This is a genomic window from Burkholderia sp. AU30198, assembly GCF_020419825.1.
In the GTDB taxonomy this organism is placed as follows: Bacteria; Pseudomonadota; Gammaproteobacteria; order Burkholderiales; family Burkholderiaceae; genus Burkholderia.
This window is the reverse complement of sequence record NZ_JAIZSA010000013.1, coordinates 15,810-30,981: the sequence shown is the minus strand read 5'-3', so window position 1 is coordinate 30,981 and position 15,172 is coordinate 15,810. Positions and strand designations below refer to the sequence as shown.

The 15,172-nt window shown below is 65.5% G+C and carries 15 protein-coding genes; 5 read left to right on the top strand and 10 right to left on the bottom strand.

Annotation, left to right across the window (positions count from 1 at the left end; genetic code table 11):
- Positions 1-17: 17 nt before the first annotated feature.
- The 4 genes from LGN19_RS25705 (at position 18) to LGN19_RS25690 (ending at position 2,630) form a co-directional block, all read left to right on the top strand.
- The gene (locus tag LGN19_RS25705; RefSeq protein ID WP_122944406.1) at positions 18-929 is read left to right on the top strand and encodes a prepilin peptidase; all 912 of its coding nucleotides are present in this window, start codon (positions 18-20) and stop codon (positions 927-929) included.
- Position 930: 1 nt separating this feature from the next.
- On the top strand, positions 931-1,539 hold the full coding sequence (gene coaE, locus LGN19_RS25700) for a dephospho-CoA kinase (protein ID WP_226217817.1): 609 nt from the start codon (positions 931-933) through the stop codon (positions 1,537-1,539).
- A gap of 109 nt (positions 1,540-1,648) precedes the next feature.
- Complete coding sequence (gene zapD / locus LGN19_RS25695; RefSeq protein WP_043191449.1) at positions 1,649-2,404, top strand: cell division protein ZapD; 756 nt, start codon at positions 1,649-1,651, stop codon at positions 2,402-2,404.
- Between the two features lie 25 nt (positions 2,405-2,429).
- Complete coding sequence (locus LGN19_RS25690; protein WP_027788444.1) at positions 2,430-2,630, top strand: DNA gyrase inhibitor YacG; 201 nt, start codon at positions 2,430-2,432, stop codon at positions 2,628-2,630.
- A gap of 60 nt (positions 2,631-2,690) precedes the next feature.
- Here the strand turns inward: LGN19_RS25690 and LGN19_RS25685 are convergent, their stop codons facing one another.
- The 4 genes from LGN19_RS25685 to secA form a co-directional block, all read right to left on the bottom strand.
- The gene (locus tag LGN19_RS25685; protein WP_043191453.1) at positions 2,691-3,134 is read right to left on the bottom strand and encodes an NUDIX domain-containing protein; all 444 of its coding nucleotides are present in this window, start codon (positions 3,132-3,134) and stop codon (positions 2,691-2,693) included.
- Positions 3,131-4,000, bottom strand: a complete 870-nt coding sequence (locus LGN19_RS25680; protein WP_226217815.1) for an ATP-binding protein — start codon at positions 3,998-4,000, stop codon at positions 3,131-3,133. Before LGN19_RS25680 ends, LGN19_RS25685 begins: the two co-directional genes overlap by 4 nt.
- A gap of 19 nt (positions 4,001-4,019) precedes the next feature.
- A complete protein-coding gene (gene argJ / locus LGN19_RS25675) occupies positions 4,020-5,261 on the bottom strand; it encodes a bifunctional glutamate N-acetyltransferase/amino-acid acetyltransferase ArgJ (protein ID WP_226217813.1) in 1,242 nt (413 codons plus the stop codon).
- 144 nt (positions 5,262-5,405) lie between these two features.
- Positions 5,406-8,204: a preprotein translocase subunit SecA gene (gene secA / locus LGN19_RS25670; protein ID WP_226217811.1), complete on the bottom strand. Its 2,799-nt coding sequence runs from the start codon at positions 8,202-8,204 to the stop codon at positions 5,406-5,408.
- Positions 8,205-8,460: 256 nt separating this feature from the next.
- On the opposite strand from secA, the gene LGN19_RS25665 reads away from it, so the two are divergent.
- On the top strand, positions 8,461-8,937 hold the full coding sequence (locus LGN19_RS25665; protein ID WP_226217809.1) for a DUF721 domain-containing protein: 477 nt from the start codon (positions 8,461-8,463) through the stop codon (positions 8,935-8,937).
- A 95-nt stretch (positions 8,938-9,032) separates the two neighbouring features.
- Here the strand turns inward: LGN19_RS25665 and lpxC are convergent, their stop codons facing one another.
- The 6 genes from lpxC to LGN19_RS25635 form a co-directional block, all read right to left on the bottom strand.
- Entirely contained in the window at positions 9,033-9,950 is a 918-nt protein-coding gene (lpxC, locus tag LGN19_RS25660; RefSeq protein ID WP_011350845.1) for a UDP-3-O-acyl-N-acetylglucosamine deacetylase, read from the bottom strand.
- Between the two features lie 240 nt (positions 9,951-10,190).
- Complete coding sequence (locus tag LGN19_RS25655; protein ID WP_011350844.1) at positions 10,191-10,697, bottom strand: peroxiredoxin; 507 nt, start codon at positions 10,695-10,697, stop codon at positions 10,191-10,193.
- A 188-nt stretch (positions 10,698-10,885) separates the two neighbouring features.
- Positions 10,886-12,082: a cell division protein FtsZ gene (gene ftsZ / locus LGN19_RS25650; RefSeq protein ID WP_226217807.1), complete on the bottom strand. Its 1,197-nt coding sequence runs from the start codon at positions 12,080-12,082 to the stop codon at positions 10,886-10,888.
- 117 nt (positions 12,083-12,199) lie between these two features.
- Complete coding sequence (ftsA, locus tag LGN19_RS25645; RefSeq protein ID WP_165582120.1) at positions 12,200-13,432, bottom strand: cell division protein FtsA; 1,233 nt, start codon at positions 13,430-13,432, stop codon at positions 12,200-12,202.
- A 26-nt stretch (positions 13,433-13,458) separates the two neighbouring features.
- On the bottom strand, positions 13,459-14,211 hold the full coding sequence (locus LGN19_RS25640) for a cell division protein FtsQ/DivIB (protein WP_122944400.1): 753 nt from the start codon (positions 14,209-14,211) through the stop codon (positions 13,459-13,461).
- A gap of 19 nt (positions 14,212-14,230) precedes the next feature.
- On the bottom strand, positions 14,231-15,172 hold the full coding sequence (locus LGN19_RS25635; protein ID WP_174960483.1) for a D-alanine--D-alanine ligase: 942 nt from the start codon (positions 15,170-15,172) through the stop codon (positions 14,231-14,233).

The following is a 15,172-nucleotide window of genomic DNA, read 5'->3' as shown; positions in this document are numbered from 1 at the left end:
TCCGAACCTTGAGCCTCATGACGCCAGCGCCCCTGTCCGCCGTTACCGATTCGCCCGAGAGCACGCTGCTCGCGCTGGCGATGCTGCCGCCCGCGCTGCAGTATGCGTTCGCGGTCGTCATCGGCCTTTGCATTGGCAGCTTCCTGAACGTGGTCGTGCACCGGCTGCCCGTGATGATGCAGCGCGCGTGGCAAGCCGAGATCGATGAAGCGACCGGCAACGCGAGCGCCCCGCCCGACGACGGCTACCCGCCGCGCTACGATCTGTGGCGTCCGCGCAGCGCGTGCCCGCATTGCGGCCACGTGCTGCGCGCATGGGAAAACATCCCGCTCGTCAGCTACCTGATGCTACGCGGGCGCTGCCGCCGCTGCGGCCACGCGATCGGCATCCGTTACCCGCTCGTCGAACTTGCGTGTGCACTGCTCGCCGCCGGCTCGCTCGCGACATTCGGCCCGACCGTCGCCGCGCTTGCCGCGTTCGCGCTATGCGCCGCGCTGCTCGCGATGAGCGCGATCGATATCCGGACCGGCTACCTGCCCGACTCGATGACGCTGCCGCTCCTCTGGGCCGGGCTCGTGCTGAACCTCGGCGGCACGTTCACGTCGCTGCGCTCGGCCGTGATCGGGGCCATGGCCGGCTACCTGTTCCTGTGGTCGATCTACTGGCTGTTCAAATGGCTGCGCGGCATCGAGGGCATCGGGTTCGGCGACCTGAAGCTGCTCGCCGCGCTCGGCGCATGGATGGGCTGGGCCGCACTGCCGCAGGTCGTGCTGTTCGCCGCGGTGACGGGTGCGATCGTCGGACTCATAGCGACCTGGCGCGGCCGCATGCGCTTCGAGGAGCCGATTCCGTTCGGCCCGTTCCTCGCGGCAGGCGGCGTCGCGACGCTGTTTTTCGGCACCCCTTTCTATTCGGCGCTCGGAGGCTGACATGTTCGCAATTGGACTCACCGGCGGCATCGGCAGCGGCAAGACCACCGTCGCCGATCTGTTCGGCGCCCGCGGCGCGTCGCTGGTCGATACCGATCTGATCGCCCATCGCATCACCGCACCGGGCGGCCTCGCGATGCCCGCGATCGAACAGGCATTCGGCCGCGGCTTCGTTGCCGCCGACGGCTCGCTCGACCGCGCGAAAATGCGCGCACTGATCTTCGGCGACGACGCCGCGCGCCAGCGCCTCGAAGCGATCACGCACCCGCTGATCCGCGCGGAGACCGATCGCGAAGCACGCGAGGCGCAGGGCCCGTACGTGATGTTCGTCGTGCCGCTGCTCGTCGAATCAGGCAACTGGAAGACGCGCAGCAATCGCGTGCTCGTCGTCGATTGCCCGGTCGAAACGCAGATCGCACGCGTGATGCGACGCAACGGCTTCACGCGCGAGCAGGTCGAAGCAATCATCGCGAAGCAGGCAACGCGTGAGGCCCGTCTCGCGGCGGCCGACGATGTGATCGTCAACGACGCGACGACACCCGACGCGCTCGCGGCACAGGTCGATGCACTGCACCAACGTTATCTCGGGTTCGCGGCCGCCGCGCGCTGAACCGCGTGCGCAATCGTGATGGTGTACGAAATTGGCGCGTTGCTAGGGTAGAGAGTGAGCATTAGAATGTCCTGCATTGTTTCAATTCCTACCCAAGAGGCGAGCGCGCTTGATTCTTTACGAGTATCCGTTCAACGAGCGAATTCGCACGCTGTTGCGCCTCGAAGATCTCTTCGAGCGCTTCGCGTTCTTTTTGGCTCAGGAGGACCCGCGTGAACACCACGTCGCGCTGACGACGCTGTTCGAAATCGCCGAGGTAACGGGCCGCGCGGATCTGAAATCGGATCTGATGAAGGAGCTCGAACGTCAGCGCCAGACGCTCGCCCCCTTTCGCGGCAATCCGGGCATCGAGCAGAACGCGCTCGAAGCCGTGCTCGGCGAAATCGAGCAGACGCTCGCGAATCTCGCGCAGATGCAGGGCAAGACCGGGCAGCACCTCGTCGACAACGAGTGGCTCGCCAGCATCCGCAGCCGTGCAGTGATTCCCGGCGGCACGTGCAAGTTCGACCTGCCGTCGTACTATGCATGGCAGCAGTGGCCCGCCGAACAGCGGCGTCAGGACATCGCGAAGTGGATCCTGCCGATGCTGCCGCTGCGCGACGCGGTGACGATCGTGTTGCGGCTCGCGCGCGAATCGGGCCAGGCGTCGAAGGTCATGGCGATGCAGGGCAGCTATCAGCAGATGCTGTCCGGCCGCACCTACCAGTTGATGCAGGTGCGCGTAGCGCCGGAGCTGCGCGTCATTCCCGAAGCGAGCGCCAACAAATACATGCTGTGGGTACGGTTCACCATGCAGGACGGCGATGTGCGGCCGCGCGCGGTGGACATCGACGTGCCGTTCCATCTGACACTGTGCAATCTGTAACGGCCGCGTGCCGGATCGCTTTCGTATGACTACCGTTGTGAAATGCCCGTCGTGCGGCGCCGAAGTGCGCTGGACACCCGAAAATCAGTTCCGCCCGTTCTGCTCGGCCCGCTGCAAGCAGCTCGACCTCGGCGCATGGGCCGCGGAGAAGTACCGGATCGGTGGATCCTCCGACGAGGGCCCCTCGTCGGAAGAAGACGGCACGGACGGCCGCCGCGACAGCTGAGCGATGCGCGGCACCGCCCGCTAGTGATATGGCCCGCCTTTCCGGCAGGCTATCTTGGCGTCAGTTCGACGCAGCTTCCTTCTCGAGCAGTTCGAGCACCGGCAGCGCGGCCGGCAGCAACGGCGCGACCTCGACCGGCAGTTGCTGCCATACGAACGCCTGCCCTTCCTTGCTGTGCGGCTCGCCCGTCCAGCCCGTCACCTTGCAGAAATAAAGCCGCACGTACGCATGCGGATAATCGTGCTCGAGCGTGTGCCAGCGGTGGCTCGCCGTGACTTCGATGCCGAGTTCCTCGTGCAGTTCGCGCGCCAGCGCGTCCTCGACGCTTTCACCGGCCTCCAGCTTGCCGCCCGGAAACTCCCAGTAACCTTCATACGGCTTGCCCTGCAGCCGCTGAGCAAGCAGGTAGCGGCCATCCGGCTGCACCATCACGCCAACCGCGACTTCCGTCACCTTGCGGCCATCGGGCGCGCGCACGGCGCCTTGTGCGAGATCCGCGCTCATGCCTGCTCCTTGCGGCCCGACCAGTCACGCGCAAACTGCCACGCGACGCGCCCCGAGCGCGAACCGCGCTCGAGTGCCCACACGAGCGCGTCGCCGCGTGCGGACTCGATCTCCGTATCCGGGCAACCGAAATGACGCAGCCAATGCCCGACGATGTCGAGGTAATCGTCCTGCTTGAACGGATAGAAGCTGACCCACAGGCCGAAGCGCTCCGACAGCGAGATCTTCTCCTCGACGACTTCGCCGGGGTGAATCTCGCCATCCGGGAGATGCTTGTACGTCTCGTTGTCGCTCATGTACTCGGGCAGCAGATGGCGGCGGTTCGACGTCGCGTAGATCAGCACGTTGTCTGACTGCGCGGCGATCGAGCCGTCGAGCGCGACCTTCAGCGCCTTGTAGCCCGACTCGCCTTCCTCGAACGACAGGTCGTCGCAGAACACGATGAAGCGCTCGGGACGCTGCGCGATCAGGTCGACGATGTCGCCGAGATCGTGCAGGTCGTCCTTGTCGACTTCGATCAGGCGCAGGCCGTCGTTCGCATACGCGTTCAGGCACGCCTTGATCAGCGACGACTTGCCGGTACCGCGCGCGCCGGTCAGCAGCACGTTGTTGGCCGGCTTCTGCTGCACGAACTGCCGCGTGTTCTGTTCGATCAGCCCTTTCTGGCGATCGATGTTGTGCAGGTCGTCGAGCGTGATCGACGACACGGCCGGCACCGGCTGCAGATAGCCGCGCCCCTGGCGCTTGCGCCAGCGGAACGCGTGCGCGGCATTCCAGTCGACCGCCGCCGGTGCGGGCGGCAGCATCCCCTCGAGACGGCCGAGCAGCGCTTCGGCGCGCGTCAGAAACTGTTCAAGCTTGTCCATGTCGTTCGAACGCTCCCGATCAGGAGCGGTAATCCGCGTTGATGCTCACGTAGTCGTGCGACAGGTCGCACGTCCAGATGGTGGCCTGCGCGTCGCCGCGGCCGAGCAGCACGCGGATCGTGATTTCGCTCTGCTTCATCACGCGCTGGCCGTCCTCTTCCTGGTAAGCCGGGTTGCGGCCGCCCGCCTTCGCGACGAGCACGTCGTCGAGATAGAGGTCGATCTTGTCGACGTCGAGATCCGCAACGCCCGCATAGCCGATCGCCGCGAGAATCCGGCCGAGGTTGGGGTCGGATGCGTAGAAAGCCGTCTTCACGAGCGGCGAATGGCCGATCGCGTAAGCGATCTGGCGGCATTCCGCGACGCTCTTGCCGCCTTCGACCTGCACCGTCATGAATTTCGTCGCGCCTTCGCCATCGCGCACGATCAGTTGCGACAGCACCTGCGCGACTTCCGTCACCGCATCGCGCAGCGCCGCATACGCCGGCGAATCGGTCGACGTGATCGCCGGCAGCGTGCTCTTGCCCGACGCGATCAGGATGAACGAGTCGTTCGTCGACGTATCGCCGTCGATCGTGATGCAGTTGAACGAGCGGTCGGCCACTTCCTTCACGAGCGTGTCGAGTACCGGCTGCGCGACGTTCGCGTCGAATGCGAGGAAGCCGAGCATCGTTGCCATGTTCGGCTTGATCATGCCCGCACCCTTGCTGATGCCCGTCAGCGTGACCGTGTGGCCGTCGATGGTCACCTGCCGCGACGTGGCCTTCGGCAGCGTGTCGGTCGTCATGATTGCCTGCGCGGCATCGAACCAGTTCGCGGCCTTGCGATTCTCGAGCGCGGCCGGCAGCCCTGCCTTCAGGCGATCGATCGGCAGCGGCTCGAGGATCACGCCGGTCGAGAACGGCAGCACCTGCGCCGGCTCGATGCCCGCGAGGCGCGCGAGTTCCGTGCAGGTTTCACGCGCATTCACGAGGCCCGGCTCGCCGGTGCCCGCGTTCGCATTGCCCGTGTTCACGACGAGCGCGCGAATGCCCGCGCCGCCCGCGCGCACCTTCGCCAGATGCTCGCGGCAGACGGTGACCGGCGCGGCGCAGAAACGGTTTTCGGTGAACACGCCCGCGACCGTCGCGCCTTCGTCGACGGAGATGACCAGCACGTCCTTGCGATTCGGCTTGCGGATGTTCGCTTCCGCCCAGCCGAGCGTGACGCCGGCGACGGGATGCAGTTGGGCGGGATCGATCGACGGAAAATTGACAGCCATGGGGCACACCTGCCGGATGGAAAATGCCGGCATGCGCCGGCATCGATTGGAAGAACCGGCGGCCGCACGCGCGGGCCGCCGCAACTCACATCACTCACTCGAAGCTGTGAACGAAGCGACACGCGTGACGCGCGCCGCCGTCGATCATGACAGCTTCCCGTGACATTGCTTGTACTTCTTGCCGCTGCCGCACGGGCACGGGTCGTTGCGGCCAACCTTCGGCATTTCGCCGCCGGGGCCGCTGTGCGTCATCGCGCTGCCGACCATGTCGGCCGTCGCCGTGGCCGCCGCGGCAGCCGCGACGTTCGCCACCGGCGCACCGGCTTCCGCGTAATCGGCGTGCTGGTACTCGACGTTCTCGAGATGACCGCCGCGCTCCTCTATCTGCTCGGCCGCTTCCTCGAGCTGCTCCGGCGACTGGATCTGCACGTTCATCACGACGCGCGTGACTTCCTGCTTGATCGCCTCGAGCATCGCGGCGAACAGCTCGAACGCTTCGCGCTTGTATTCCTGCTTCGGATTCTTCTGCGCATAGCCGCGCAGGTGGATACCCTGGCGCAAGTGGTCGAGCGCCGCGAGGTGCTCGCGCCACAGGCGGTCGACCGTCTGCAGCATCACCGAGCGCTCGAACGCGCTGAACGATTCGCGGCCGACCATCGCGACCTTGGCCTCGTACTGCTCGTCGGCTGCCGTCGTCACCGCGTCGAGGATCTCCTCGGCCGTGATCGACGACGACTCGTTCACCATTTCCTGGATCGCAAGGTCGAGCTGCCAGTCGTTGCGCAGCGCTTCCTCGAGCTCGGGCACGTCCCACTGCTCTTCGATGCTGCCTTCCGGCACGAACTGGCGGACGACTTCGGTAATCACGCCGTGGCGCATCGCGCTGATCGTCTCGGTGATGTCGTGCGCTTCGAGCAGCTCGTTGCGCTGCTGGTAGATCACCTTGCGCTGGTCGTTCGACACGTCGTCGTATTCGAGCAGCTGCTTGCGGATGTCGAAGTTGCGCGCTTCGACCTTGCGCTGCGCGGATTCGATCGAACGCGTGACGATGCCGGCCTCGATCGCCTCGCCTTCCGGCATCTTCAGGCGATCCATGATCGAACGCACGCGGTCGCCCGCGAAGATGCGCAGCAGCGGATCGTCGAGCGACAGGTAGAAGCGCGACGAGCCCGGATCGCCCTGGCGGCCCGCACGGCCGCGCAGCTGATTGTCGATCCGGCGCGATTCGTGGCGCTCGGTGCCGATGATGTGCAGGCCGCCCGCGGCCTTCACCTGCTCATGCAGCGTTTCCCACTCGTCGTGCAGCTGCTGGATGCGGCGCGCCTTTTCGTCGGCCGGGATCGCTTCGTCGGCTTCGATGAACGCAGCCTGCTTCTCGGCATTGCCGCCGAGCACGATGTCGGTACCGCGGCCGGCCATGTTGGTTGCGATCGTGACGCGCTTCGGACGGCCGGCTTCCGCGACGATCGCGGCTTCGCGCTCGTGCTGCTTCGCGTTCAGCACCTCGTGCGGCAGCCCGGCCTGCTTCAGCAGGTGCGACAGCAGCTCCGAGTTCTCGATCGACGTCGTGCCGACCAGCACCGGCTGACCGCGCTCGTAGCAGTCGCGAATGTCGCGGATCACCGCGTCATAGCGCTCCTTGGCCGTCTTGTAGATCTGGTCCTGCTTGTCGATCCGCTTCGGCGGACGGTTGGTCGGGATCACGACCGTCTCGAGACCGTAGATCTCGTTGAATTCGTACGCTTCAGTGTCGGCGGTACCGGTCATGCCGGCCAGCTTCGCGTACATCCGGAAATAGTTCTGGAACGTGATCGAGGCGAGCGTCTGGTTCTCGCTCTGGATCTTCACGTGTTCCTTCGCCTCGACGGCCTGGTGCAGGCCGTCCGACCAGCGGCGGCCGGCCATCAGGCGGCCCGTGAATTCGTCGACGATGACCACTTCGCCGTTCTGCACGACGTAGTGCTGGTCCTTGTGGAACAGCGTGTGTCCGCGCAACGCCGCGTATACATGATGCATCAGCGTGATGTTCTGCGGCGCGTACAGGCTTTCGCCCTCACCGATCAGGCCCCATTCGGCGAGCAGGCGCTCGGCCTTCTCGTGGCCCGATTCCGTCAGGAACACCTGGCGGGCCTTCTCGTCGAGCGTGTAGTCGCCCGGCTTCTCGACGCCCGTGCCGTCGGCCTTCTCTTCGCCGATCTGGCGCTCGAGCAGCGGCGGCAGTGCGTTCATCCGCACGTACAGCTCGGTGTGATCCTCGGCCTGACCCGAAATGATCAGCGGCGTGCGTGCCTCGTCGATCAGGATCGAGTCCACTTCGTCGACGACCGCAAAGTTCAGTGCCCGCTGCACGCGCGCGTCGGTCTCGTAGACCATGTTGTCGCGCAGGTAGTCGAAGCCGAACTCGTTATTCGTGCCGTACGTGATGTCCGCCGCGTAGGCCTGCTGCTTCTGGTCGTGCTCCATGCCGGACAGGTTGATGCCGACCGACAGACCGAGGAAGTTGTAGAGGCGCGCCATCCATTCGGCGTCGCGTTGCGCGAGGTAATCGTTGACGGTCACGACGTGCACGCCGCGGCCCGCCAGTGCGTTCAGGTACACGGGCAGCGTCGCGACGAGCGTCTTGCCCTCGCCGGTGCGCATTTCCGCGATCTTGCCGTAGTGGAGCACCATGCCGCCGATCATCTGCACGTCGAAGTGCCGCATCTTCAGCACGCGACGGCTGGCCTCGCGACAGACCGCGAACGCCTCGGGCAGCAGCTTGTCGAGCGACTCGCCGGCCGCGACCCGCTGGCGGAATTCGTCCGTCTTGCCGCGCAACTGGTCGTCCGTCAGCTTCTCGATCTGCGTTTCGAGCGCATTGATCGTCGTGACGGTCTTTTGGTATTGCTTGACGAGCCGCTGGTTGCGGCTGCCAAAAATTTTCTGGAGAAAACCGGTTGTCATCGGATCGGATCCTGCGTCGCAGCACCGGCGCCCGGCGCGTGTTGCGCGCCCCGACGCCCGAGCCTCGGCGGCTTAGCGAATTAGTGGACTCAAACGAGCAATTTTAGCACGCGGGAAAGCGTGCGCCCGTGTCTCGGCCAGACGGGCACTGCGCGCCGACGGCCGGGCCGGCGGGGTGAAAGCCGCCCGTGCCCGGGCGCGCGCGGGTACAATCGGCGTCAACGTCCGCGCGCGTGCGCGCCCGAAGAATGTCTCGATGAACCGATTTTCCAAGCGTTTCGGCCCGCTCGCCGCCTATCGCCCGCAACCCGTGTCGGAAGTGCTCGGACGCACTGACGCGTTTGCGGCGCTACGCGCTGGCGTCGAGCAAATCGCGTCGCTGCAGCGCGATCTCGCTGCACTCCTGCCCGATTACCTGGCAAACCACATCGAGCCCGGCTTCGTGAAGGACGGGACCCTGACCCTCTTTGCCGCGCACAACGCGCTGGCCGCGCGGCTGCGACAGGTCGAGCCGCGGCTGCTCGGCGATCTGCAAAAGCGCGGCTGGCCGGTCTCGACGCTGCGCGTGCGCGTGCGCCCGAAAGATGCACCGGAGCCGCCGCACGTGAAGCAGGCGCGTATGACGTCGGTCGGCGCAGCCTCGTTGCGCGACCTGGCCGACCATCTCGAACCGTCGCCGCTGCAGGTCGCGCTCGCGCGGATGGCGGCCCGACACGGCGCGAAGCCGCGCTGACCGCGCTTACGATACGCGCCGCCGGCAGCGCCGGCGCCCGGCCAATAAAAAAGCAGCCCGAAGGCTGCTTTTTTATTGCTTGCGCCGAACGCAGGTCAGGCGAAGGCCGTCTGCATGTCGAATGCGAAGCCCTTCGGCGCCGCTTGCGGATCGTCGAACGTGACGATCTCGTACGCATCTTCGTTCGCGAGCAGCTCGCGCAGCAACGCGTTGTTCAGCCCGTGGCCCGACTTGTACGCCGTGTACGATGCCAGCAGCGGATGGCCGATCACGTACAGGTCGCCGATCGCGTCGAGCATCTTGTGCTTCACGAACTCGTCGTCGTAGCGCAGCCCGTCGTTGTTCAGGATCCGGTACTCGTCGAGCACGATCGCGTTTTCCATGCTGCCGCCGCGGGCGAGACCCATCTCGCGCAGCATCTCGGCCTCATGTGCGAAGCCGAACGTGCGCGCACGCGCGATCTCGCGCACATACGACGTATTCGCGAAATCGACCTCGAGTTCCTGACCGGTCTTGTCGACGGCCGGGTGACGGAAGTCGATCGAGAATTTCAGCTTGAAACCGAAGTACGGATCGAGACGCGCGAACTTGTCGCCGTCGCGGATTTCGACCGTCTTCTTCACCTTGACGAAGCGTTTCGGCGCGTTCTGCTCCTCGATCCCGGCGGACTGGATCAGGAACACGAAGGTCGCCGCGCTGCCGTCCATGATCGGGATTTCCTCGGCCGTCACGTCGACATAGAGGTTGTCGATGCCGAGGCCGGCACACGCCGACATCAGGTGCTCGACGGTCGACACGCGCACGCCATCCTTCTGCAGCACCGACGCGAGCCGCGTATCGCCGATCGACGTCGCCGCGGCGGGAATGTCGACAGGCGTGGGAAGGTCGACGCGGGAGAACACGATGCCCGTGCCCGGCGCGGCGGGACGGAGCGTCAGCTCGATCTTGCGGCCCGAGTGGACACCAATACCCACGGTCTTCACGATGGACTTGATGGTGCGCTGCTTCAGCATGATGTTCTTCGTCGTGATTGAAGATATCAATCAGGAGTTATATTCGATAGGGGAGATTATAGCGTAATTCCCTATTCAGCGTAGTTTGAAACTGCGTATCAATCTGTTTCGGCTGTTTACCTGCGCCGATACGGGACGGGCCGATGCCCGGAACGGAGGCGTTTCCGGTCATCAGCCCGTGTTACAACTGCCCTGAGGCCGGTGAGCAGCGTTGCCGGAAGGCAACGGCGCACCGCACGATCAGGACGTCAACGTCGCGAGAACACTCGCCGCATCGCTCACTTCGAATTTGCCCGGCGCCTCGACGGCCAGCGTCTTGACCACACCGCCGTCGATCACCATCGCGTAGCGCAGGGAACGAATTCCCATGCCACGCGCGGACAAATCCTGCGTCAGCCCCAGCGCATGAGTGAAAGCCGCGCTGCCGTCCGCCATCATGCGCACCTTGCCCGCGGTGTGCAGATCACGTCCCCATGCGCCCATCACGAATGCGTCGTTGACGGACACGCACCAGATCTCGTCGATACCCGCCGCGCGCAGTTGCTCGGCGTGTTCGACGTAGCCCGGCACATGCTGCGCGGAGCAGGTCGGCGTGAAAGCGCCCGGCAATCCGAAGATCACCACCCGCTTTCCCGCAACCTGGTCGCGCACGCTGTAGGCGTTCGGCCCCAGCGTGCACCCTTCGCGCGCGTCGTCGATGTACTCGAACAATTGCGCGTCGGGCAGCGCGTCGCCCACTTGAATCATGGCTGGTCCCTCATAGCGATACGGTTTTTCAGCGTGTTGCGGACAGCACGGCCCATCCCGCCCCGCTTGCGCGGAGAGGGCACGTTTCCCGGCCCGGCGTCGCAATCGACGCGGCCTGTCGTGGTCCGTAGCATCCGTCACGCCGGCGATACCGCGGCAGTTTCGCCGCGGCTTCGCCTGTGTTTGCGTCAGTCAGCCTGCTTGCGCAGGAAAGCCGGGATGTCGTACGTGTCGACACCCTTCTCCTGCAGCGCCTGCACGTGCGATGCCGCGGTTTCGCGCGAATTGCGCCACACCGCCGGCGTATCGAGCGCGCCGTAGTCTGCCGTGCTGACGTGATGCGCCGGTGCATAGCCGTGCGAAACCGCGCTGACCGGCTGGTTGTCCGTACCCGTGCGCAGCAGCGTCATCGGTGCCGACTGCTGCTTCTTCGCCGCACGGCCCAGCCCCGTCGCCACGACCGTCACGCGCAGGGCATCGCCCATCGCATCGTCGTACACCGCACCGAAGATCACCGTCGCATCTTCCGCCGCGTAGCTCTTGATCGTGTTCATCACTTCGCGCGTTTCCGACAGGCGCAGCGAACGGCTCGACGTGATGTTGACCAGCACGCCGCGCGCGCCCGACAGATCGACGCCTTCGAGCAGCGGGCTCGCCACGGCCTGTTCCGCCGCGAGGCGTGCGCGATCGACGCCGGCGACCGTCGCCGTGCCCATCATCGCCTTGCCCTGCTCGCCCATCACCGTCTTCACGTCTTCGAAGTCGACGTTCACGAGGCCATCGACATTGATGATTTCAGCAATGCCTGCAACCGCGTTGTTCAACACGTCGTCCGCGCACTGGAAGCACTTGTCCATCTCGGCGTCGTCGCCCATCACGTCGAACAGCTTGTCGTTCAGAACGACGATCAGCGAGTCGACGTGATCCTCCAGTTGCTGCGAGCCGGCTTCAGCGACGCGCATGCGCTTGCCGCCTTCGAATTCGAACGGCTTGCTGACGACACCCACCGTCAGGATGCCCATCTCCTTCGCGATCTGCGCGACCACCGGTGCCGCGCCCGTGCCCGTACCACCGCCCATGCCGGCCGTGATGAACACCATGTGCGCGCCGCGCAGTGCGTCGGCGATGCGCTCACGCGCTTCTTCCGCTGCCGCACGGCCCATTTCCGGCTTCGCGCCAGCGCCCAGGCCCGTGTTGCCGAGCTGGATCACCGACGATGCGCGCGAACGCGACAGCGCCTGCGCATCCGTGTTCATCACGATGAAGTCGACGCCCTGCACCCCGCGGTTGATCATGTGCTGGACGGCATTGCCGCCAGCGCCGCCAACGCCGACCACCTTGATGATGGTGCCGTTGGTTTCGGTTTCCAGCATTTGGAATTCCATTGTTGCCTCCGTCAAGAGAAAAACTGCTACTCGGCCGTTATTCGGCAGGAGATCGGGCAACCCCCTGTCGCGCGCCAGCCGCCGGCACCGGCGCGAATTTCAATTCAGTTCAGTTCGTCAGAAGTTGCTCAGGAACCATTCCTTCATCCGCGAGAACACCTGCCCCGCGTTGCCGGACTGCACGGCGACCTTGCGGCCGCGCATGCGCTGGGCACTGCCTTCGACGAGCAGCCCCATCGCCGTCGAGTAGCGCGGATTGCGCACGACGTCGGAGAGGCCGCCTGCATACTCCGGCGCGCCGATACGCACCGGTTTCAGGAAAATGTCTTCGCCAAGCTCGACCATGCCGGGCATCATCGACGCCCCGCCAGTAATGACCACGCCGGAGCTCAGCAGTTCTTCGTAACCGGATTCGCGCACGACCTGCTGCACGAGCGAGAACAGTTCCTCGACGCGCGGCTCGATCACGGCTGCGAGCGCCTGGCGCGACAGCGTGCGCGGGCCGCGTTCGCCGAGGCCCGGCACTTCCACCATTTCGTCCGGATCGGCGAGCGCCTGCTTGGCAATGCCGTAACCGACCTTGATGTCTTCCGCATCCGGCGTCGGCGTGCGCAGCGCCATCGCGATGTCGCTCGTGATCTGGTCGCCGGCGATCGGGATCACCGCGGTGTGACGGATCGCGCCTTCGGCGAAGATCGCGATGTCCGTCGTGCCGCCGCCGACGTCGACCAGCACCACGCCGAGATCCTTCTCGTCTTCCGTCAGCACGGCCAGCGACGAGGCGAGCGGCTGCAGGATCAGGTCGTTCACTTCGAGCCCGCAACGGCGCACGCACTTGACGATGTTCTGCGCGGCACTCACCGCGCCCGTCACGATGTGCACCTTCACTTCCAGCCGGATGCCGCTCATGCCGATCGGCTCGCGCACGTCTTCCTGGCCGTCGATGATGAATTCCTGCGTGAGGATGTGCAGCACCTGCTGGTCGGTCGGGATGTTGATCGCCTTCGCGGTCTCGATCACGCGCGCGACGTCGGTCTGCGTGACTTCCTTGTCCTTGATCGCGACCATCCCGCTCGAGTTGAAGCTGCGGATGTGGCTGCCCGCGATCCCCGTGAACACGTTGGTGATCTTGCAGTCGGCCATCAGCTCGGCTTCCTCGAGCGCGCGCTGGATCGACTGCACGGTGGCCTCGATGTTGACCACCACACCTTTCTTCAGACCCTTCGACTCGCTCTGGCCGAGACCGATCACCTCGTAGTGGCCTTCGCCCTTCAACTCGGCGACGATGGCCACCACCTTCGACGTGCCGATGTCGAGGGAAACCAGCAGATCCTTGTAGTCTTTGCTCATAAAGTGCTCTTGCGTGTGATCTCTCGTTACTTCTTGCGCTTGTCGGTATCGGTCAGGAACCGCATGCCTGCCGCGCGAATCGCGAATCCGTTCGGATAACGCAGGTCCGCGTACTCGATGTCGTTGCCCCAGCGCTCCGTGACGGCCGGCCATGCGGCGATCAGGCGCTGGCTCCGGTCATGCAGCGACTCGCTGTTGCGTTCCTTGCCCAGCTCGACCTGCATGCCGTTCGACAGCTTCACCGTCCACGCGTACCGCGCCGACAGCGTCACTTCTTCCGGCGCCGCCTTCAGCGGCGCAAACCATTTCCCGAAGTCGCGATACCGCGTGACGACTTCCTTCGCACTGCCCTCCGGGCCGTCGAACGCGGGCAGTTCCTGCTCCAGCTCGCCCTGGTTCGCGGTGAACAGCTCGCCGTCGACGCTCACGAGCTGGTCGCTGCCCCAGGTCCCGAGCGGTTTGTACTCCTCGAGCGTGACAGCCAGCGCATTCGGCCACACCCGGCGCACGCTCGCGTGGCGCACCCAGGGCATCTGCTCGAACGCAGCGCGCGCCGCATCGAGATCGACCGTGAAGAAATTGCCCTTCAGCCGGCCGACCACGCCCGCGCGCACCGTCGGTGAATTGATGTGCTCGGTGTCGCCATCGATCCGGATTTCCCGCAGCGCGAACGTCGGGCGCTGGATCAGCCAGTAGCAACCGGCCGCCGCCAACACGAGCAGCAACAGCGCGTACAGCGCGCTGGCGGCAAGGTTGAGTTGGCGAACGTTGTTCCACATACGTCGTTCCGTTCCTGCGTCAGTCGTTGAGCGTGAGCGACAGCACCTTCACGACCAGCTCCGAATAGCTGATGCCGACCGCGCGCGCGGCCTTCGGCGGCAGCGAGTGGTCGGTCATGCCCGGCGCGGTGTTCACTTCCAGGAAGTACGCGTTGCCGTCGGCGTCGAGCATGAAATCCGCGCGCCCCCAGTCGGTGCAGCCGAGCACGTCGAACGCACGGCGTGCGATGCGCTTGAGCTCCGCTTCCTTGTCGGCGGGCAGCCCGCACGGAATCAGGTATTGCGTGTCGTCGGCGATGTACTTCGCGTGATAGTCGTAGAACTCGCCGGCCGGCACGATCTTGATCACCGGCAGGTCGAGATCGCCGGCGATGCAGGCGGTGTATTCGCCGCCGCCTTCGATGCTCTTCTCGACGATCACGATCGGGTCATGCTTCGCGGCTTCCGCGAGCGCAGCCGGCAGCGCGTCGGCCGTCTTCACCTTCAGCACCGCCACGCTCGAGCCCTCGCTCGCCGGCTTCACGAACAGCGGCAGGCCGAGCTTCGCGACGATGTCCGTCGCGCGCGCCGCGAGGTCGTCGCCACGCAGCACCGTCTCGAACGGCGGCGTCGGCACGCCGGTCTGCTGCCACACGAGCTTCGTGCGGAACTTGTCGAGGCCGAGCGCCGACCCGAGCACGCCGCTGCCCGTGTAGCGAATGCCGTAGAAATCGAGCGCGCCCTGGATCTGGCCGTTCTCGCCGTAGCCGCCATGCAGCGCGTTGAACGCGCGCACGAACCCTTCATCCTTCAGCGCCGCCAGCGGGCGCTCGGCCGGGTCGAACGGGTGCGCGTCGATGCCCGCGTCGCGCAGGCCCTGCAGCACGAGCTTGCCCGACGTGAGCGACACCTCGCGCTCCGAGGACTCGCCGCCGAACAACACCGCCACCTTGCCGAAACGTTTCGGATCAATCCCGCTCAT